Origin of the sequence: Rhodococcus yunnanensis NBRC 103083 (assembly GCF_001895005.1) — a bacterium.
Lineage (GTDB): Bacteria > Actinomycetota > Actinomycetes > Mycobacteriales > Mycobacteriaceae > Rhodococcoides > Rhodococcoides yunnanense.
Genome location: NZ_BCXH01000022.1, coordinates 74599 through 94975 on the forward strand (window position 1 = coordinate 74599; position 20377 = coordinate 94975).

Sequence of the window (20377 nt, forward strand, 5' to 3'; positions counted from 1 at the left end):
CTTGCACCCATGGCTGTACCGAAAATCGTCCTGTTCTACGTGTTCACCCCGCTGCCGGATCCCGAGGCCATCCGGCTCTGGCAGCACACCCTGGCCGCGTCGAACAATCTGACCGGACGCATCCTGATCTCGGAGCACGGGATCAATGCCACCGTCGGAGGCGAGCTCGACGACGTCAAGAAGTACGTCCGCGGCACCCGCAGCTACCCGGCGTTCAAGGACGCCGACATCAAGTGGTCGGAAGGACGCGGTGACGATTTTCCGCGGCTCAGCGTCAAGATTCGCTCGGAGATCGTCACCTTCGGCGCACCCGAGGAGCTGAAGGTCGACGCGGACGGCGTCGTCGGCGGGGGAGTGCACCTCAGCCCGCAGCAGGTCGACGAACTCGTCGAACAACGCGGAGACGACGTCGTGTTCTTCGACGGACGAAATGCCTTCGAGGCGCAGATCGGAAGATTCAAGAACGCGGTGATTCCCGACGTCGACACCACGCGCGACTTCGTCACCCAACTCGATTCCGGGCAGTTCGACCATCTCAAGAACAAGCCGGTGGTCACCTACTGCACCGGCGGAGTGCGCTGTGAGGTGCTGTCCTCGCTGATGCGCTCCCGCGGGTTCGAAGAGGTGTATCAGCTCGACGGCGGCATCGTCCGCTACGGGGAGACCTACGGCGACGATTCGCTGTGGGAGGGCTCGCTCTACGTCTTCGACAAACGCATGAAGATCGACTTCTCGGACCATACCTCGGTGATCGGCCGCTGCACCGTGTGTGCGAACCCGACGTCGAGATACCAAGATTTCGACGACGACGAAGGGCGCGGCCTGCGTCTGGTGTGCGTGGACTGTGCCTGAACCGCTTCCGTTCAGAAACGGCTTGGCGCCGTTGCGAATTCGGCTGCCCCATGGCGAGGTGGCGCCCTCGCTGCTCGAGTTTCTGGAGCGCGAGCACCCGGAGGACGATTGGGCGTCGTCGATCGAGGGAGGCGAGGTCGTCGACGAGAAGGGTCTTTGTTGGACCGCTGAGAGTCGTTACATACCTGGTCGATTCGTCTATTTTTACCGCGAACCCGCGCCCGAGGTTCCGGTACCGTTCGAGCTCGACGTTCTGTACGACGACGACGGCCTGGTCGTCGTCGACAAGCCTCATTTTCTCGCCACCATCCCGCGCGGCATGCACGTCACCGAGACTGCGACAGTGCGTCTACGACGCCTTCTCGACTGCCCGGATGTGACTCCGGCCCACCGTCTCGACAGGGCGACGGCCGGTGTGCTGATCTTCACGCGCACCAAAGAACTGCGGCGTCCGTATCAGGAGTTGTTCAGCAACCGCGAGGTTCTCAAGGAGTACGAGGCCGTGGCTGGATTCGATCCATCCCTCGCATTTCCGCGCGTCGTGCGCAGTCGAATCCTCAAGGACCACGGCGTCATGGTGGCCCGCGAGGAACCCGGCGAGCCGAACAGCGAGACGCGCATCGAGCTGATCGAGTCGGTGGGGGAGTCCGCTCGCTACCGGCTGTTTCCGCACACCGGGCGCACCCATCAACTACGAATTCACCTGTCGTCGTTGGGTATTCCGATCCTGGGTGACCCGTACTATCCGGTGTACACCCGCACCCCCGTCGACGACTTCCACCATCCGCTCCAACTTCTGGCCCGGGCCGTCGAATTCGACGATCCGATCACCGGCGAGCGGCGTAGGTTCGAAAGCCGCCGCACACTGGCCTTCTAGCCCCCGCCCGCCCGAATCCCGCCCCGCCCCAATCCCGCCCCGCCCGATCCCCGCCCCCTGGTCACGCAAACGCACGTGCGTTTGCGTGGGGGTGGGGCGCCGGCCTGCGGTTTTGCCCCCTCGTCACGCAAACGCACGTGCGTTTGCGTGGGGGTGGGGCGCCGGCCTGGGGGTTTGCCCTCCCCGTCCGCAAACGCACGTGCGTTTGCGGACAGGAAGGGGGAGGACACAGGGACCGGTGGTGCTGCAGTTCGACCGAGTTACGCTCCCGCGCGCGCGATACCTCGCTCGACAGCCGCGATGATCTGCGGACGGAGTTCGGCGGCGGGCACGATGTGGTGCACCGATCCGACTTCCTGAGCGCGCTGGATGTTGTGGATCGCCTCGAACTCCGAGGCCACTTCGCCCAGCTTCTGGTTGCGGACGTCGGTGCGGGCCGATGCCAACTGGACTCGCAGGTGCGCGCGGTCGGCGTCGGTCTCGGCGGCGGACAGTGTGGCTTCGAGTTCCTTCACTGCCGGATCCGCTGCGGTGCGTGCGTTGACGTCGCGGGTGAACACGACGGCAGCGGCGGGTGCACCACCGAGCACGGAGGCGAACGATCCTTCGACTGCCAGGACCTCCATGTTGTCGTTGAGTGCGCCGGAGAACACCACGAATGCGCCGCCGTGGTAACGCGATACGACGCAGAAGACGATCGGTCCGTCGAAGTTGACGATGGCGCGGCCGATTTCGGCACCGTATTCGAGCTGGATGTTGCGCAGCGATTCGGGGGAGCCGTCGAAACCGGACAGGTTGGCCAACACGACGATCGGCCGAGATCCGCTGGCCGCGTTGATGGCACGCGCTGTCTTCTTCGACGAGCTCGGGAACAGCGTGCCCGACGTCCACTGATCCGGTCCGTCTGCCGGGAACCAGCCCTTGCGGGGGATGGCCCGCGACTCGATGCCGATGACGCTGACCGGGATGCCAGCCAGGTGTGCGTCGAAGACGACCGAGGTGTCGGCGTCGGCCATGTCGGCCCAGCGCTCGAGCACCGAGTGATCCTGGTCGACGACGGCCCGCATCACGGTGCGAATGTCGAACGGCTTCTTGCGGTCCGGGTTGGTCGTGGACGAGAAGATGTCCCCGACGGTGGTGAAGTCGCTGGATGGGTGCACGTGCGGGTAGCTCTGCACGTCGCGGTCGGCCGGGTCGGCCGTGATCGCCCGACGCGGGAATCGTTCGCCCGGAAGCGCGTACGCGTGGTCGTAGTGAGCGAACAGCACCTCGACTGCGGCGCGCAGATTCGGCGCCCAGTACTGGGCCTGGCCGTTGGGGCCCATGACGCGGTCGTAACCGCCGATCCCGAAGTTGTCCTCGGCGGAGACGCCGCCGGAGTAGTCGAGGGACTGCTTGCCCGTCAACACCATTGCGCTGTCCGGGGTCATGACGAGGATTCCCTTGGTGTGGGCGAGCATGGTCGCTTCGGCGTTCCAGTACGGCTGGGCGCCGACGTTGATGCCTGCGACGATGATGTTGATCTCGCCGCCGGCCTGGGTGAAGGTGATGATGCGGCGCAGTCCGCGCGAGACCCAGTCCATGTTCTCGGTTCCGGTGCTCATCGAGATCGTTGCGCCGGAAGAGAGAGTGAACCACTCGACGGGTGCGCCCAACTTCTCGGCGAGATCGATGGCGGCGACGATGCGGGAGCATTCGGCTTCGGCGACGGTTCCGAGAGCCTTGGTGGGGTCACCGAACAGGGCAACGCGGGTGATGCCCTCGGGGTATCGCTCGGTTGGGGTCGAGACGACGCCCGCGATGATGCCTGCCTTGTTGCGGCCGTACGGACGGTCGATGGGGTTGAGGACTCCCTGCTCGTCGAAGTCGTATTCGGTGAACGTGCCACCGGATGCGGTGAGCAGCGGAATGAGTTCGTACGGGTAGACGGTTCCGCGTGCCTGCGAACGCTGCACCTTCTGCGTGTACTCGTCGAGCGGGCGCAGTGGTTCGGTCGGCTTGGCGGTGACCTTGGCGACGACTCCGGCTCCGGAGCGGTACGAGAACCGGATCGCCACTTCACGTGCGGCCGAGCCGGTTCCGTTCTTCAGTCGCGCGATCATCGTGATCTCTTCGAGGCCTGCCCCGATGGTCGACGGCGCGATGTGACGCGCGATGGTCGCGAGACGGTCCTCCGGCACGTCGAGTACCGGCCACACGTACAGAGTGATGCGGTTGGCGTCGAGACGCTTCTTGCCGCGTCTGGCCTGAGTGCGGCGGATGCCGTCGAGGCAGGCTGCGACGGTGCGTTCGATCTCGGGGACGGCGACGACGTTGCCGTTCTCGTCGACCTGCGTTGTGACGCCGCGGATTTCGGCGAGCGCCATGAGCCGCTCGTCGGACGGGTTCTCCTTGGCCTGGAGCTGGTACAGGTAGGTTCCCGCGGTGGCGGGCAGGCGCTTGCCGTCGAAGTTCTTCAGTCGCCAGAGGTCGAGTCGCTGCCCGGTGAGGGGGTGCATGTCGCGAATGATGAGGTCCTCGGCCAGCGGCTCGGATCCTTGGGCGGTGGCGCGGCGGAACGTCACGTGGCGAACATCGGTGCCGCACACGGTGATCGTGATACGACGCCATCCTCGGGTGCGGGGGTGGTCCGACAGCACGGCGTGGATCGTCGACGAGATCTCGTCGCCGTCGGTGGGGCCGCCCGGCCATGCCAGGTAGAGGTCGACGGCGAGGTGCTCGGGTGCGGGCCCCGCGATGTCGTCGATGGCGTCCAGAGTGGTCGACAGGTCGGCGAATGTCGTTGCAGTCGAGACCAATTGAAGCCGTTCGCCGGCCAGCTCGAAGTTGCCGGTGACGAAGTGCTTGCCTTCGCGGTCGAATGCCTTGATGTCCTCGAGCGTACGGATCTCGTAGTACTGGCGGGTGATCACCTCGAGTAGCGCGCCCGGATCGCCGATGCGTGACGCCAACAGGTCGATCAACGGCTCGGGGGTCGAGACCAGCGCGTCGATGCGTGCGGCGTAGTCCGACGCATCGGGATTTTCGGCGAGGTACTGCAGGCTGCCGCGTACGCCGTCGTAGACCTGGTCGCGTGCGCGAGCGATCTGCGGGGCGTCGAACAGGCGGAAGCGTAGGTTGCGGGCGACGTCACCGATGACCGGGTAGCGCGCCTGGGTGGCGACGATGAGGCGCTCGAGGACCTCGCCGATTGCCGAATCGGCGGCGGGCTGGCCTGCGGAGTCGGTCAACCAGTGATCGAGAAGCGCTGCGACGACGGGCACCTGGTTCTCGATGCGCTGCAACGCCAGGAAGACACGGTAGACGGCTTCTTCCAGTTCGGGGGTACGCCCGTCGGCGGCGTCCGCGTCGTAGTGACGCAATGCGCGAGAGAGCTTGCCGCGGAACGAATCCGGCAGGCCTTGGATGTCCGCGTCGAGCGAGTGCAGGAAGGAGTGGAAGTGTTCGCGTGGGGAATGGACGCGTTCGTCGGTGTTCTCCTCGTCCATCGTCGGACGGTTGCGGGAGAGCTCGCAGATGTCGGCGAACGTGTTGAGCAGGGCCAGTTCTGCGTCGACGACGTCGCGGTCGTCGCGGGGGACCTGGCTGCGCAGCGTCTCGTAATCGGACAGCAACGCCTGTGCGCGGGTGGCGCTGACGTCGAATCCGGTGATGAGAGCGGCCAGTTCGCCGAGTTGGGCGAGTGCGGAGTGGCTGGCGGACTCGTCCAGCTCGCGTGGGGCCGTGCGGAACTCGACGCGGGCAGTCTGTGAGGTGGCCTTCTGCTCGCCGGCCTGATCGACGCGGAGCAGTGCGGCGCCGGAGTCGACCTGGCCGTTGACGGAGGCGAGGACTTCGCGGACGGTGCCTGCGTAGGGGGAGCGGACCGCGGTTTCCATCTTCATGGACTCGAGCACGACGAGGGTCTGTCCTGCTTCGACCTCGTCGCCGACGGCAACCGGTACGGCAACGACGACGGCGGGCGCGGGTGCGCGCACCAGTCCGGCTTCGTCCTGGCTGATCTGGTGGCTGATGCCGTCGACCTCGACCAGGAAGTGTGCGGCACCGGCGACGGCGACGACCTGGTACCGACGGCCGCCCAGCACGAGACGGCTTTCGTAGTCGCCGAGACGTTCGATGTCGACCTGCAGGTCGCCGCTGTCACCGTCGACGCGGTAGCGGTGCGGTCCGGTCTGACCGACGGCCAGCTTGTATGCCTGACCCTGGTAGTTGAGTTCGACGGTGCGGCCGATCGTATGGCTTGCACGGGGGCGTCCACCGCGCGCCGACGACAGGAATGCCGCACGTTCGCGGGCCTCTTCGGCGTCGTATGCGTCGATGGAGGCTGCGATGATCGCGATGTCGGCCAACGACGTCGGCCCGGTGGCGGTGCCTGCGTCGCTTCGGTCGAGCCAGCCGGTGTCGGCGGAGGCGGAGATGACCTCTTCCTTGTCGAGCAGGCTCAGCAGGAAGGATTTGGTCGTCGTGCCGCCGTCGATGACGACGGTGGTTTCGCGCAGTGCGTTGCGCAGACGGGCGAGTGCCTCGCTTCGGTTGCGTCCCCAGGCGATGACCTTGGCGACCATCGAGTCGTAATCGGGAGGAATGACGTCGCCCTGCGCGATGCCGGTGTCCACGCGGATGCCGGAGCCGAGTGGGAACTTGAGCAGCTCGACGGTTCCGGGTGCCGGGGCGAAGCCGTTGTCGGCGTCCTCGGCGTTCAGGCGTGCCTCGACGGCGTGGCCGAACTCGGGTGGGCAGTCGCCTTCGAGGCGTTCGCCGTCTGCGACGAGGATCTGCAGCTTGACCAGGTCGATTCCGGTGGTGAACTCGGTGATGGGGTGCTCGACCTGAAGACGGGTGTTGACCTCGAGGAACGTGAAGATCTTCTGCTCGGGCTGGTAGAGGTACTCCACGGTGCCCGCACCGGAGTACTCGGCGGCCCGCACCAGCTCGGCCGAGACTGCCCGCAGATGATCGGCCTGCTCCTTGGTCAGCAGAGGCGAGCTGGACTCTTCGATGACCTTCTGGTTGCGACGCTGGATGGAACAGTCGCGTACGCCCGGTGCCCAGACGTTGCCGTAGTTGTCGGCGATGACCTGGACCTCGACGTGGCGGGCGTCGGTGACGAGGCGTTCGATGAAGACGACGGGATCGCCGAAGGACCGTTCTGCTTCACCCTGGGTGCGTTCGAGTGCGAGTTCGAGTTCGCTCTCCTCGAACACCTTGCGGATGCCGCGACCGCCGCCGCCGCTGCGTGCCTTGATGATGAGGGGGTAGCCGATGGCCTGTGCGTGGCGCCTGGCGTCGGACCTGGTCTCGACGGGGCCACCGGACCACGGTGCGACGGGAACGCCGACCTTCTCGGCGAGCAGTTTGGCTTCGACCTTGTCGCCGAGCAAGCGCATGGCGTTCGCGGACGGGCCGATGAAGGTGATGTTCAGGCGGGCGACGATGTCGGCGAACGCAGGATCCTCGGCGACGAAGCCCCATCCGACCCACACCGCGTCGGCTTTGGATTCGAGGAGCGCAGCTTCGAGCACGCTGTAGTCCAGGTAGGCGGAGCCGACCTCGGGCTTACCGAGAGTGACGGCCTCGTCGGCCTGGCGGACGAACATCGCGCGGCGTTCGGCCTCGGTGTGGAGGGCGACCGTCCGGATGCCGTAGTCGTACTCGGCGTTGAGTTCCTTGACGGCTCTGATCAGGCGTACGGCCGCTTCGCCTCGGTTGACTACTGCAATCCGCTTGAACAACGTGTCTCTTCTCGTCAGTTGTGGAATTCGGTCGCCGGTCGTGGATCGACCGCCGGCCGTGGAGTTCGCCAGACCTTCGACTCGCTCGGGCGGGAATGTGGAACGTGGACGCCCCGCGCCACGGGTGGTTAGTACCGCGCAGTACGTCCGCTGCTGTGCCGTCCCCGACCATTCGATCCGAACTGCTGTCCCCCCGCTGCTCCTTCGTCACCGATGGAGCGTGTCTGAATGCGGGTTTATTCTAGCGGCTCACATCGATTTTTCCATGTCAACTGCATTCGGGGTAAGTGTGATTGATATCGCTTCCTTCAAAGGTCAACTACTGCAGTGACTTTCACGGACTCTGTCCGAAATGGCTGTGAAAAGTCACTGAGGCCTTGACGGCATACTGATGAGTAGCGTTGCCGGAATTGACATTTCGCGCGCATAGCAACCCCTTTACTTACCGGCGAGTACGTTACCGTTCGGTACCCGTGCGAGACGAAGGTCGGTTCCCGGCGCGCAGTCCGCTACTTGCGCCGACGCCTCGGCCGGAGGTATGTTGCGCGGCTCTCTCGCGGCGAGTGGCTGAACTGCAGTGGCGGCTGTGACGTGAGCGCACGCAGGTGGAACGCCTTTGTGAGTTGACACCACAGAACAGACCGCGAGTTCGGAGAGCATGAACAATTCCGCGATTCCAACTAGTCTGATCCCGAGTATGCAAGCATCGTCCCTGTTCGAGGACGGCCGTTCGAGGAGTTCAGAGGTCCAACTGTGTCGACTGCATCGGTTTCCGGGAGCGAGCCCGTCGGTGGTGCAACCGAGGGAGGTGGTGCAACCGAGGGAGGTGGTGCGACCGAGGGAGGTGGTGCGACCGGGGGAACGGGCGAGATTCACAGCAAGGTGCTTCGGCTTCTTCGTTTTCTCCGAGAGATCGTCACCGCACGCTCCGAACCGACGTTGCACTACGAGAAGCATCTCCGTGTCGAGTGGCTGCACGGTGATTCGCGTGCGGCCGAGGTCGACGCCTCCGCCGTCAACGGTGGGCTCGTCTTGCGAGCGAGGCGGGTACAGGTCGTGGACCCGCCGGAGCTGCCGGAGGTCCTGGTAGGGCTCGTGGATGCGGCGATGGTCGAGGACAGTCGCTACCGCGCCCTCGAGCTGAATTCAGCCGGGCTTCCGTCGTCGTCCTCCGACGACACCGATGCCGACGCCGACTCCGATGTGCGCCGTGTGTACGAGATCCGCACTGCGTTCGCGGCGTACTCGGCGCAGTGGCGAGGGTGGGCCGACACCGACCGACTCTCGCGGCCGAAGGCGTTGCTCTACCAGGCGCTGCAGTTGATGATGCACGACCTCGCATCGCGGCCGGAGTCGGTCGAACTGGTTCTGGCATCGGGTCTGCTGACACTCGCGGCAGCGGATTCGGACGACACCGTCAGCACACATCTCGTGACCCAGGCCGCCACGATAGAGCGCGACGTCCGCACCGGAGACCTGATGGTCAAGCTTGCCGGCATCGGTCAACCTCGACTAGAGGACACCCAACTTCTCACCGGAAGGCCGGGATTCGACGCGGTGGAGTCGGCTCGGTTCCAGCAGGAACTATCGGGCCGAATCGCATCGCCGCTCGACCCGTCGGTGATCCCGTTTCTCGCCGAGTGGGCTGATCGGGCCCTGGCGTTCCCCGTCGATGTACATGCCGATCTCGAGCGGCCGTCGACCTTCGCCACCGCGGAGCGATCGACTCTGACCGCGTCGCCTGCGTTGCTTCTGCGCACCAGAAATGCATTCGCCCTGCGGGACTACTACGAGCAGATGATCATCGATCTGGAGACGGAAGACGCCACGGTGCCACTCGGGCTCGCGCAGCTGGTGGAGCCCATCGAACCTGCCGATCGACTGGCATGGCTCGCGCGCACCGGCGCGGCGGAAGCGCATTCGCTGGCCGAGGATCCGTTGTTCCCGCTGCCCGCGAACGCCGAGCAGTCGCAGATCGTACGACGGCTCGGCGTGGACAGTGGAGTGGTGGTGGAGGGTCCCCCCGGTACCGGTAAGACTCACACGATCGCGAACCTGATGTCCTCGTTGCTCGCCAGCGGACAGCGTGTGCTGGTGACGAGCGAGAAGTCGCAGGCCCTTCGCGTACTCCGTGACAAGCTCCCGCCCGAACTGCAAGAACTGTGTGTGTCCATCACGGATCTCTCGCGAGGTGGATCCGAGGAGCTGAGCCGGAGCATCTCCCGCATCGCCGACAGGAAGGCGGCGTACGACGACGTCGACGAGTCCGAGAAGATCGAGTCGCTGCGCGGCAGGAGGACCGACACGCTCGCCCGCCGGGCAGAACTCGTGGAGTCGATGGCTGCACTCCGCGACTCGGAAACCGTGGTGCATCGTCAGGTGTCCGACGGATACGACGGCACCACGGCCGCCGTCGTTCGCAAGGTCATGGCCGCCACCGACGCCAACGAATGGCTTCCTGGGCCACTGCTCACCGATCGACCGCCCCTCAGCGGTGCCGAAGTGGACACGTTGAGAACGCTCATTGCCACGGCTCCCGAGGGCCGAGCTCGTCGATCGCGACAATCGCTGCCGCGGCTGCAGGAAATCCTGCCCAATTCGGCCGAGCTGCGATTGCTGTGCCGACGAGCAGGTGCGCAGGTGGCCGCTGTGTCCGAGCAGACTGCGCAGTTGCTCGAATTCCTGGCCGGTATCGACCCAGCGGACGCCTACGACATCCGGCGACTGTGCGAGGAACTCGAGACACGGGTGCGCGAGGTGGAAGAACTCGACTCGGTCTTTCGTCAGCTGACCGACTCGGTACTGTCCGGTGAAGCCGCCCATCTGTGGTCGCGGGTGAGCGGAATCGTACCGATGGTCGATCTTGCAGCGCAGTCGGACCGTTTCGTCGGCGCACACGACGTGCAGTGCTCGGCCGTCGACTCCGCCGCTCTCCGGGCGATGGAATCGCTTGCCGTGGCGTTGGAATCGGGCATCGAGTGGAAGGGTCGGTTCAGGAAGAGCGAGCAGCAGAGAGTCGTCGAAGAACTGGGAATCATTGCCACCGTGGACGAGATGCCGCCGACGACGGCGCTCGCAGCGCGATTGGTGACCGAGCACATTCGGGCCCTCGAGATCGTCGGCACCGCCTCGGTGTTGCTCGCGGATCTACGAATCTCGGTGTCCACCGAGGGTTCTCGCTCGCGGCAGGTCAATGATCTCGGCCTCGTCGCCAGCAATCTGACTCGTGTTGCGGGCGCGCTCCACGCGCGCGATGCTCTCGTGGAGCGGTTGTATTCGGTCTCACCGTCGGCGCCGTGGATCCGAAGCCTCGACGACGCACTGCACTTCGCGGGTTCCGCCGGTGCCATCGCCACTCGCGTCGATGCCGACGCAGCGCGGTCGGAACTGGAACAGGCCATGTATCTGCTTGCAACGCAGATCGATTCGGGCCCGTCGCCGGAGGGGGCCGCGCTGGTGACCGCATTGAGCAATGCCGACGAGGACGCGGTCGCGGAGGCAGTGGCGGCGTACGACCTCGCATGCCAACAACAGCGGGATCAACAGAAGCAGGACGAGTTGGCCGCGTCGTTGTCACAGGCGGCACCCGCGCTGTACGAACTCGTGGTCGACACTGCCGGTGACCCCGAATGGGACGAACTCAGTTGGCAGATGTCGAAAGCGTGGGCATGGCGGCGGGCGCGTGAGTGGGTGACCGAACAGCATCGTGCGAATTTCGCGGACCGACTGGAAGCGGACCTCGACGCGGTCGACGCCGATCTGAGCTACCTCACCGGACGGTTGGCCGCAGCGATGGCGTGGCGGGACTGCCTGGAACGCATGACCGCCGTCGAGGTACGGGCGCTGCAGACCTACCGAGAGCACGTGTCGGCCATCGGCGCGGGCGCAGGTCGGTACGCAGAGACGTTCCGAAGTGCGGCCCGCTCCGCGATGCGCGATGCACAGAGCGCTGTCCCGGCATGGGTCATGCCGCTGCAGCAGGTGCTTGCGTCGATCCCACCGATCCCGGACAGCTTCGACGTGGTGATCGTCGACGAGGCCAGTCAAGCCGATATCAGCAGCCTGTTTCTGTTGTATCTGGCTCCGCGCGTCATCGTCGTCGGAGACGACAGGCAGTGTGCCCCAGCGGAAGTGCCGAACTCGGGGACACTGGAAGATGTGTTCACCCGGCTCGACGTCTATCTGCCGGACCTCCCCGAGCACGTCCGAGCCACCTTGACGACTCGATCCAGTCTCTTCTCCATGCTCAGGACGAGGTTCGGTCAAGTCGTCAGGCTGCGTGAGCATTTCAGGTCGATGCCCGAGATCATCAACTACTCGTCGCAGCAGTTCTACGGGGATTCGCCCCTCGTGCCGGTGCGGCAATTCGGTGCCGATCGACTCCCGCCGCTACGGTCGACCTTCGTGCCCGACGCCGAGGTGGCCGGATCCGGATCGGCGATCGTCAACCGGGCCGAAGCGCTGGCCATCGTCGGTCAGATCGTGAAATGCCTCGCCGACCCTGTCTACGACGGAACGACGTTCGGGGTGGTCGTGCTGCAGGGCACCGCTCAGGTGGACGAGATCCGGAACGAGCTCATCAAGCGCATCGGAATAGAGCAGTGGGAGGACCGCCGACTCCGCGTCGGCACACCCCCCGATTTTCAGGGCGACGAACGCAACGTCGTGTTCCTGTCGATGGTCGTCGCGCCGGGCCAGAAGTTCGTGGCGCTCACGGCGAATCAGTACAAGAGGCGGTTCAACGTCGCGACGTCCAGGGCCCAGGATCAGCTGTGGTTGTTCCACTCGGTGACCGGTGACCAGCTCAAACGAGCCGACCTTCGCAACTCCCTTCTCGGCTACATGACCGCGATATCGCCTGCACCCGCCGATCCGATGCCGGACGACGTGTCGGGGGACGTACGCCACCCAGCGTTCGACACGTTGTTCGAGCAGCGAATCTTTCTCGAACTTCGCCATCGTGGCTATCACGTCAATCCGGGTGTCGTGATCAACAACCGAAGGATCGACCTGGTTGTGACCGGTCGGTCGTCCAGGCTCGCGGTCGAATGCGACGGCGACATCGTGTTGAGCTCACCGGCACGCCGAAAGGCAGACCTGCAGCGCGAGCAGGAACTCAAGCGGTGCGGGTGGACGTTCTGGCGGGTCCGTGAATCGGAATACTGGCTCGACCCCACCGCCGCACTCGACGGGTTGTGGGCGACGCTGTCGGCAGTGCGGATCGAACCACACACGGTGGACGTCGGACCGGACTCGGCAGTATCCGCCGAATGGGTACCGGTCGACCTCGATCCGCCGCGCGAAGAACTTTTCGCCGAGGTCGCGTTGTCGGGCTCGCCGACGCGCCCGGACCCGGTCGGTGACACCGGGGACGGTCACTGGAACGGGTGGCTCGGCAGTGCAGCACGCGAGCGCACCGACATGTGGACCATGCCGCCCAGCCAGGAACTTCCGGTCAACAGCTCGTACGGCAACGGCTTTCTGGGCAACGGCTTTCAGGGCAACGGCTTTCACGACGAGGGAGTCGATCGCCGCAGCTGACGTGGGGGAGGGCCCTCCGGTGAGTTACCGTGGTCGGAGTCCATGGAGTCGCCGCGCGAGGAGCCGTACATGTCACGAGTCGTCATCTTCGGAGGCCATGGGCAGGTGGCACTCCGACTCATACCGCTGCTCGTGGGCCGCGGGCACGAGGTCGGGGCCATCGTTCGCAACCCCGACCACGTCACCGATATCGCCGACGCGGGAGCGACGCCGATCGTCGCCGACGTCGAGCACCTCGATGTCGGCAAGATCGCAGCTCTCGTCGACGGCTTCGACGTCGTGGTCTGGACGGCAGGAGCAGGCGGTGGCAACCCGGACCGGACGTACGCCGTCGACCGCGATGCGGCGATCCGTTCGATGGATGCTGCCGGTCGCACCGGTATCTCGCGCTACATCATGGTGTCGTATTTCGGCGCAGGACCCGGTCACGGCGTCGATCCGGAGACGTCGTTCTTCGCGTATGCAGAGGCGAAAGCCGCTGCCGACGAGTACCTGAGGTCCACCTCGCTCGAGTGGACGATTCTCGGACCGAGCGCATTGACGCTCGATCCGGGAACCGGCCTGATCCGTACTCGGGAGGACGGAGCTACAGGCGCATCGGTGACTCGTGACGACGTAGCGGCTGTCGCAGCCGCCGCTGTCGACCGACCGGGGACCGTCGGTCGCTTCATCGAGTTCGACAACGGTGATACGCCGATCGATCGAGCCCTGGTCTGAACCGTCGTCAGTTCGACGCGTCCGCGATCTGCTCGATGAACCGGTCGAATCCGTACGGAATGCTGAGCACGGTCGGCGCCGACACGGCCATCGCGTAGTCCATGCCTACCTGGTGGACGAGCCTGCCTTCGGCGACGGCGGTCAACCGGGCGAACGGCTCGAATGCCATTGCTTTGTCGAGGTTGGTGCCGTCGGCGTCGACGAGGACGAGGATGTCCGCGTCGAGCGTATCGACCATCTCGCCCGGAACCGATACCGACGAATCCCCGGAACTACACGCGGCGACGACGCCCGGCGAGGAACCGATCCCCAGCTTTCCCAACAGCTCGATGCGTGGATCGTTGGGGCAGAACACGATCATGCCTTCGTCGGTGCGCATTCCGAAAGTGATTGTCTTACCGGCGAAGTCGGGGTGGGCGGCGGCTTGTTCGGCAAAGTAGTCGTCGACGCCGTCGAGGAGCGTGCGCGCCTCCTGTGGTCGCCCGAGCGCTGCACCGATCATCGTCATCTGGTCGTTCAGGTCTGTCTCCCACCGTTCTTCGGGAAACGCGACGGTCGGTGCGATATCGGACAGGCGCTCGTAGTCCTCGGCGCTGATTCCGGAATACACCGCAAGGATCAGATCGGGTTCGAGCCCGAGGATCTGCTCGAACGGAACGTCGGGGTTGCTCGTGAGCAGTTCGGTTTTCGTATCACCCATGGCTGTTGCATCCCACGGCAGCACATCGTCGTCGATACCGTCACCGGAGAACCGTTCCATGGCCACGGGCACGGTACCCAAGGCGAGTACGGCATCCTGGCTGCTCCAACCGAGTGTGACGACGCGGGCAGGAGCGTCCTCGACGAGGGTCGATCCGTACGCGTGCTCGATCGTCGCGGGATACGCGCCGGGCTCGGTGACACTCGATTCGGCAATGCCGGAGCCCGAGTCGTTCTCGCTCTGACCGCCGCACGAGGTGAGCACGACGGTGGCGATGGAGAGCACTGCCAACGTGGCTTTCGTACCTGTCGAACATGGCATGCGGCGAAGCCTTTCTCGAAGTCCGGCGCCGGAAGTTTCCGGCCGCCGAGGTGGAGCTAACCCGCGGCAGTCCATCGAAGCAAAGCCTCCAGCTGGGATTACGGCCGATCTGGCGCGTCCGCTGCACACATTGGCCATCCGCGTATCTTGGTGCTTGTTTTCCGTCCCGCTTTTTCGGTCGTCGTCACTGTGAGGTTTGTTCATGGCGGAATCACGCCAATCCGGCACTACGTCTGCACCACCCGTTGCCAGACCCGCGCGTCGCGTCGTCATGACGGGGGTGGCGCTTGTGGTCGCGGCGCTTCTGTTCGGAGTGCCGCTGTGGACGGTGTTCTTCGCCGGAGCCGAGTGGCCGCTGTGGGTGCGGGTGGCAGGGTGCGTGGTGATCCTGGCGGCCGCGGTCACTCTGCCGGTCGCGATGGTGCGAGGGCACGGCAGAGCGAGCGACCCCGCAGCGAGGCTCGGAGATGTACTGCTCGGAGTCGTATGGGTGAGTTTCGTGTGGAGCACGATCGGTGCGCTGGCCCGAGTCGTGCTCGGGCTGATCGGGGTAGCGGATCCGTTTCGATCTCGGGTCGTCGCTGCTGCCGTCGTCGCGGTAGTGGTGGTGCTGTTGGTGTGGGGCCACTACGAGGCGATGCGGGTTCCGCGCGTCGTCCGGCGTGACGTGATCGTCCCGCGTCTCGGACATGACCTCGACGGCCTACGCGTAGTGATGATCACCGACACTCATTACGGTCCGATCGACCGGGCCGGGTGGTCGGCGAAAGTCGTCGACGTCGTCAATTCGCTCGACGCCGACGTTGTGTGCCACATCGGAGATCTGGCCGACGGGTCGGTGTCGCGACGCGAGCAACAGGTCGAACCGCTGCGACATGTCACTGCCACCCTCGCCAGGGTGTACGTGACCGGCAACCACGAGTATTTCGGCGAGGCTCAGGCGTGGTTGGACCACATGGATTCGATCGGCTGGACGGCCCTGCACAACAAGCACATCGAGATACAGCGCGGAAACGACACGATGGTCTTCGCTGGAGTGGACGATCGGACAGCGGCAGGCTCGAAGGAAGACGGGCACGGCGCGGACCTGGATCGAGCCCTCGACGGGGTCGCGCCCGATCTTCCCGTGTTTCTGCTGGCGCACCAACCCAAACAGATCGCCGACGCCGTGCGACGCGGAGTCGACATCCAGGTCTCCGGCCACACACACGGCGGCCAGATCTGGCCGTTCGAATATCTGGTGCGGCTCGATCAACCGACGGTGCACGGTCTCAGCCGCCACGGCGAGAGAACTCAGCTGTACACCAGCCGAGGCACCGGATTCTGGGGGCCACCGTTCCGCGTCTTCGCTCCCAGCGAGATCACCGTCCTGACGCTCGGATCGAGCAGTTAGTCGGGAGCGCCCACGTTCAGCTCGTCCGGGTGTGCGCCGACGCGTATGCCGTCGTCGAGGGTGGCGATGTCGTCGAGATCCTGATCGGTCAGCTCGAAGTCGAAGACGTCGATGTTCTGCGAAATCCGTTCGTCGTGAACCGATTTCGGGATGACAACGAGCCCGTTCTGCAGATGCCATCGAATCAGAACCTGCGCGGCGGACTTGCCGTGCCGCTCGCCGACGGCGGTGATCACATCGTCGCTCAGCAGGGTGTTCGGTTTGGACGAGCGACCCCAACCGGAATTGCTGGTCCCACCGAGCGGACTCCAGGACTCGACGATGATTCCGTGCGTCCTCGCGGCGTCGCGAATCGCCTGCTGCGGAAGGTGCGGGTGCAACTCGACCTGGTCGACGGCCGGAAGCAGCCCGCCCCGGTCCACCAGCAACTGCAGGTGGCGTGGTTCGAAATTGCAGACACCGATGGATTTCGCCTTGCCGCTCTCGGCGATCTTCTCGAGCGCATCCCACGTCTTCAGCAGCCGCTCGTCGTTCTGGAGCGGCCAATGAATCAAGTAGAGATCGACGTAGTCGAGTCCGAGTTTCTGCAGACTCACGTCGAATGCTGTCAGCGCGGGCTCGTAGCCCTGATCGGAGTTCCACAGCTTCGTGGTGACGAAAATGTCGTCGCGGTCGACGGACGAGCTGCTGATTCCGCGGCCCACCGCAGCTTCGTTGCCGTAGGCGGCAGCGGTGTCGATGTGGCGGTAACCGGCTTCGTCCAGCGCGTATCGAACGGCGTGTTCGGTCTCGTCGTCGGCGGCCTGCCACACGCCGAGTCCGAGTTGAGGAATGCTGGCTCCGGAATTCAAGGTCAGGTTCGGAATGCTCACGTTCTCCAGGTTAGCCGCGCCCCCCGTGCGAGTGGCGTCGTATCGCGCCTGGGGTATGAGTGGCGTCGTATCGCGCCTGTGGGTATCGCACGGCGTCCTGGCAGTATCGGGCGTGTGACTATTCGATTGCTTGCCACCGATCTCGACGGGACGCTGCTCAGGTCGGATCGGACCATCTCGGCACGGACGGCAGCGGCGATGGACGCGGCGAGGGCGTCGGGCATCGAGGTTGTCTGGGCCAGTGCCCGAGCGCGGCACTCGATCGACGAACTTGCTGCCTCCTGCGGTTTCACCGGCAAGGCGATCGGGGCCAATGGCGCGGTCGTGTTGGATCTGGCGGACGGCACTCCGGTCATCTCGGGTACGACGGCGATCGATGCCGCTGCGGTGGATGCCGCGATGGCGCACGTTCGCGAACTCGTCCCGGGCGTCGTGTTCGCCACTGTCGGCCCGACCCGGTTCGTCGCGGAACACGAGTACGCGGCGTTGTGTGTCTTCGCCGATCACCATCGTCACCCGAGCGAGATGGATGTTTCCGCCACTGTTCTGGCGGCGGAGCCGACGGTCAAGATCGTGGCGCGTCATCCGGAGATACCCAGTGTCGAGCTGTATCGCACCGTCCTCGGAGCGCGAGTCGAGGGAGTGGAGCTGACCCACTCGGGTGCGTCGTACATCGAGATGTCGGCGGCGGGCGTGTCCAAGGCCAGTGCGTTGTCGCGGTTGTGCGCGGAACTGGGGATCGAGCGCACGGCGGTGGCGGCCGTCGGAGATGCGTTCAACGATCTTCCGATGCTCGAATGGGCTGGTACCGCGCTCACGACGGCCAACGCGATGCCCGAGGTCAAGCAGGTTGCGCATCGAGTCCTCGAATCGAACGACGAGGACGGAGTCGCTGCGTACCTGGAAGAACTCGTGGACGCGGCCGAATCTCGGTCGAATTCCACTGTTTCGTAACATGTTTCGAGATTCTGAAGGGGATGTGCGATGACCGAGGTACCGACCGGACAGCGTGAGGCGATGACCGTTGCGCAGTATCTGTCCACGAACGGGATCGAGGTGGCTGCTGCGGACCGCGACGAGGCGGCGCGACTCGGCTTCGTCGCCGCCACTCCAGCAGGGTGGGAGTCGGCTCCGGTGGGTCAATTTCCCGGCGCCACCGAGGTACTCGTCGAACCTGGCCTGGTCGAGAACGGATTCGCGCCCAACGCTGTCCTCCTCGTCGGCAGGCTGTCCGCACCGGTGGATCCGCAGGCCCTGCTCGAGTGCAGCTTCACCGACGCGCGACTCTTGCCGGGCTGGGTGGAGAGCGAGTCGCACTCTGCCGATCTCGGGCCATGGCCGTCTCGCTTCATTCGCGGATCCTTCACCGTCGAGAATCTGCATCTGGAGGTGACGACCAGGTATGCCGTCGTCGACCAGTTCTTGGTTCAGTTGACGGTGACAGTCCTGGTGGATCAGGTCGACCGACTGGCGTTCGATGTTTCGGCAATCAACGACGGGCTTCTTGCCGGTCACGCATGACGGGCCGACCGACGACGGTTCGGCGCTAGGGTCGGGTCATGCCGAATCGCACAGGACGACGCCGGCACCTGACGGTGGTGCCGGATATTCCGATCGAATCGCAGTTTCCCGACGTCGGTGGATTCACACCGGAGACGGCCGCGCACCAGGTTCTGCAGTTCGTTCTCGACGTGTCGCTGGAAAATGTGGACACCCCCGTGTGGCGCCGGATCCGAGTGCGGTCCGATCTACTGCTGCCGGAGCTGCATTCCGTGCTGCAGAAGGCCATGGGCTGGAACGACACACATCCGCACGCGTTCTCCGTTCGAGCGGGCGGTAGTACACGCAGGTTCGAGATGCAGGAGATGCTCGACGGGGGCGACGACGGTTCCGGCGTCAGCGAACACCACGTTCGTATCGACTCGCTCCTCACCGACACCGGCGATGTCGTGCGATACGAGTACGACTTCGGCGACAACTGGTTGCACTCCGTCCGTCTCCACGCCGTCGACACCGACATCGACGACCTGCGGCCGCAGTGCTTGGACGGTTCTGGAGCATGCCCGCCGGAAGACTGCGGCGGGGTGGGTGGATACCGGATCCTCGTGGACAGCTCGGTCGATATCGATCCGACCGCCTTCGACATCAGGAAGGTGAATCGGCGACTCCTGGCGTCCGCTGCCCCGAGATCGACCGAGGCCGAAAGCACCGCAGCGTCGCCGTTGGTTGCCAGACTGTTCAGTAGAACTCGGCCCGAACGCGTACCGCGGCTCATGGAGCTGCTACCCAGGTGCGAGCTCACCATCGAGAGCTCTGTCGACCTACCGGTCGCGACAGTGGCGATGTCGAAGCTGACATGGTTCCTCCACCGGGTGGGCGAACGACTCGAACTCGCCGAGGCCCGCTATTTGCCTGGCCCCGTAGTAGAGGCAATTCGAGACGAACTCGACTGGGGCATCGGGTGGCACGGCGCAAGTTCCCGAGAGCTCGACCACCACCAGGCCACCGACCTCAGGGAAGCGGCCCGCACATTGGGGTTGGTTCGGGTGCTCGAGGGTTCTTTGCTCAGAACCAAGGTCGGCAAGCAATTCACCGACGACCATGTCGGGTTGTGGCGTCACTGCGCGTCACGGCTCCCTCTCGGACGTGAAGATCACGAGAGCGATGCCGGCACCCTGTTCCTGATTGCACTCGCGGCCTCCGCATCGTCGGTACAGCGAGACGCGATGATCGAGGAGACCATGCACGCACTGGGATGGAGCATCGACGCCAAGGTGGCGGGACAACGAACCATCGCGTTCCTCGACCTCATCGGGGCGCACGGCCCCATGTACTACCTGGGGAGAGCAGGCTCGGATGCACCCGGTTGGTCGCGACGCTTTGCGCGAGATGCCCTCCGGACATGACGCCAGAGCTCTGACCAGGCGATTTGGAGTTACGGCTCTCGTCGCGTAACTTTTGTCGAGTCAGAGCGACACGGACACCGACCAGGTTTTCACGGACATGGCAACGAGGTTGTACGGAGTGTCTGACAGTACGTAAGCAGTAAGGTTTGTCCCACCAAGAGTCGGAGCTTGCATCCGAGACCAAGCTGGGATAAGCTGGAACGGTTGCCCCAGACACCCTGAGATTACGGTTTCTTGGTTGTGTGGTGTGTGCGTGTTCTTTGAGAACTCAACAGTGTGTCGATGAATGTCAGTGCCGAATGTTTTTGGCGCTCATGCCTTTCGGGGTGTGGGTGTGACATCTTCTTGCTTCATTCTTCCCGTCTGAAGTGAGTTGATTTTGTTTTATAGCTAGTTGAGTTTTTTTGCTAGTGATTTGGCTCTTTTGGTTTTAGAACTGATTAGCAGCTTTCGGGTTGCTGTCTAG

Annotated in this window: 11 protein-coding genes; 8 read left to right on the plus strand and 3 right to left on the minus strand. The window is 64.6% G+C overall.

The window, feature by feature from the left end; genetic code table 11:
* Positions 1-9: 9 nt before the first annotated feature.
* Positions 10-852 carry an oxygen-dependent tRNA uridine(34) hydroxylase TrhO gene (gene trhO / locus RY1_RS25880; RefSeq protein ID WP_072806908.1) on the plus strand — a complete coding sequence of 281 codons (843 nt, stop codon included), beginning with the start codon at positions 10-12 and terminating at the stop codon, positions 850-852.
* The gene (locus tag RY1_RS25885; RefSeq protein WP_072806909.1) at positions 845-1729 is read left to right on the plus strand and encodes a pseudouridine synthase; all 885 of its coding nucleotides are present in this window, start codon (positions 845-847) and stop codon (positions 1727-1729) included. The genes trhO and RY1_RS25885 overlap by 8 nt, the downstream gene beginning before the upstream one ends.
* 260 nt (positions 1730-1989) lie before the next feature.
* On the opposite strand, the gene RY1_RS25890 is transcribed toward RY1_RS25885, so the two are convergent.
* Positions 1990-7461: an ATP-binding protein gene (locus RY1_RS25890; RefSeq protein ID WP_072806910.1), complete on the minus strand. Its 5472-nt coding sequence runs from the start codon at positions 7459-7461 to the stop codon at positions 1990-1992.
* Between the two features lie 882 nt (positions 7462-8343).
* Here RY1_RS25890 and RY1_RS25895 point away from each other — a divergent pair.
* Positions 8344-13002 carry a PDDEXK-like endonuclease domain-containing protein gene (locus RY1_RS25895; RefSeq protein ID WP_084727875.1) on the plus strand — a complete coding sequence of 1553 codons (4659 nt, stop codon included), beginning with the start codon at positions 8344-8346 and terminating at the stop codon, positions 13000-13002.
* A 69-nt stretch (positions 13003-13071) separates the two neighbouring features.
* Positions 13072-13719 carry an NAD(P)-dependent oxidoreductase gene (locus tag RY1_RS25900; RefSeq protein ID WP_072806926.1) on the plus strand — a complete coding sequence of 216 codons (648 nt, stop codon included), beginning with the start codon at positions 13072-13074 and terminating at the stop codon, positions 13717-13719.
* Positions 13720-13726: 7 nt separating this feature from the next.
* On the opposite strand, the gene RY1_RS25905 is transcribed toward RY1_RS25900, so the two are convergent.
* Complete coding sequence (locus RY1_RS25905) at positions 13727-14740, minus strand: iron-siderophore ABC transporter substrate-binding protein (protein WP_072806911.1); 1014 nt, start codon at positions 14738-14740, stop codon at positions 13727-13729.
* Positions 14741-14942: 202 nt separating this feature from the next.
* Between RY1_RS25905 and RY1_RS25910 the strand changes: the two genes are divergently transcribed.
* Entirely contained in the window at positions 14943-16133 is a 1191-nt protein-coding gene (locus RY1_RS25910; RefSeq protein WP_072806912.1) for a metallophosphoesterase, read from the plus strand.
* Here the strand turns inward: RY1_RS25910 and RY1_RS25915 are convergent.
* A complete protein-coding gene (locus RY1_RS25915) occupies positions 16130-17005 on the minus strand; it encodes an aldo/keto reductase (protein ID WP_072806913.1) in 876 nt (291 codons plus the stop codon). The genes RY1_RS25910 and RY1_RS25915 overlap by 4 nt on opposite strands.
* Positions 17006-17119: 114 nt before the next feature.
* Between RY1_RS25915 and RY1_RS25920 the strand changes: the two genes are divergently transcribed.
* The 3 genes from RY1_RS25920 to RY1_RS25930 are packed head-to-tail and all read left to right on the plus strand — an operon-like array spanning position 17120 to position 19911.
* Positions 17120-17959 (plus strand): HAD family hydrolase, encoded by an 840-nt coding sequence (locus tag RY1_RS25920; protein WP_245819955.1) that lies wholly within the window; start codon positions 17120-17122, stop codon positions 17957-17959.
* Between the two features lie 30 nt (positions 17960-17989).
* The gene (locus RY1_RS25925; protein ID WP_084727872.1) at positions 17990-18526 is read left to right on the plus strand and encodes an LpqN/LpqT family lipoprotein; all 537 of its coding nucleotides are present in this window, start codon (positions 17990-17992) and stop codon (positions 18524-18526) included.
* Positions 18527-18564: 38 nt separating this feature from the next.
* Positions 18565-19911, plus strand: a complete 1347-nt coding sequence (locus tag RY1_RS25930; RefSeq protein WP_072806914.1) for a plasmid pRiA4b ORF-3 family protein — start codon at positions 18565-18567, stop codon at positions 19909-19911.
* Positions 19912-20377 lie beyond the last annotated feature (466 nt).

Coding starts and splice junctions, on each gene's coding strand:
- RY1_RS25930 (WP_072806914.1), top strand. CDS start 18,565: ATGCCGAATCGCACAGGACGACGCCGGCACCTGACGGTGGTGCCGGAT.
- RY1_RS25925 (WP_084727872.1), top strand. CDS start 17,990: ATGACCGAGGTACCGACCGGACAGCGTGAGGCGATGACCGTTGCGCAG.
- RY1_RS25900 (WP_072806926.1), top strand. CDS start 13,072: ATGTCACGAGTCGTCATCTTCGGAGGCCATGGGCAGGTGGCACTCCGA.
- trhO (WP_072806908.1), top strand. CDS start 10: ATGGCTGTACCGAAAATCGTCCTGTTCTACGTGTTCACCCCGCTGCCG.
- RY1_RS25910 (WP_072806912.1), top strand. CDS start 14,943: ATGGCGGAATCACGCCAATCCGGCACTACGTCTGCACCACCCGTTGCC.
- RY1_RS25905 (WP_072806911.1), bottom strand. CDS start 14,740: ATGCCATGTTCGACAGGTACGAAAGCCACGTTGGCAGTGCTCTCCATC.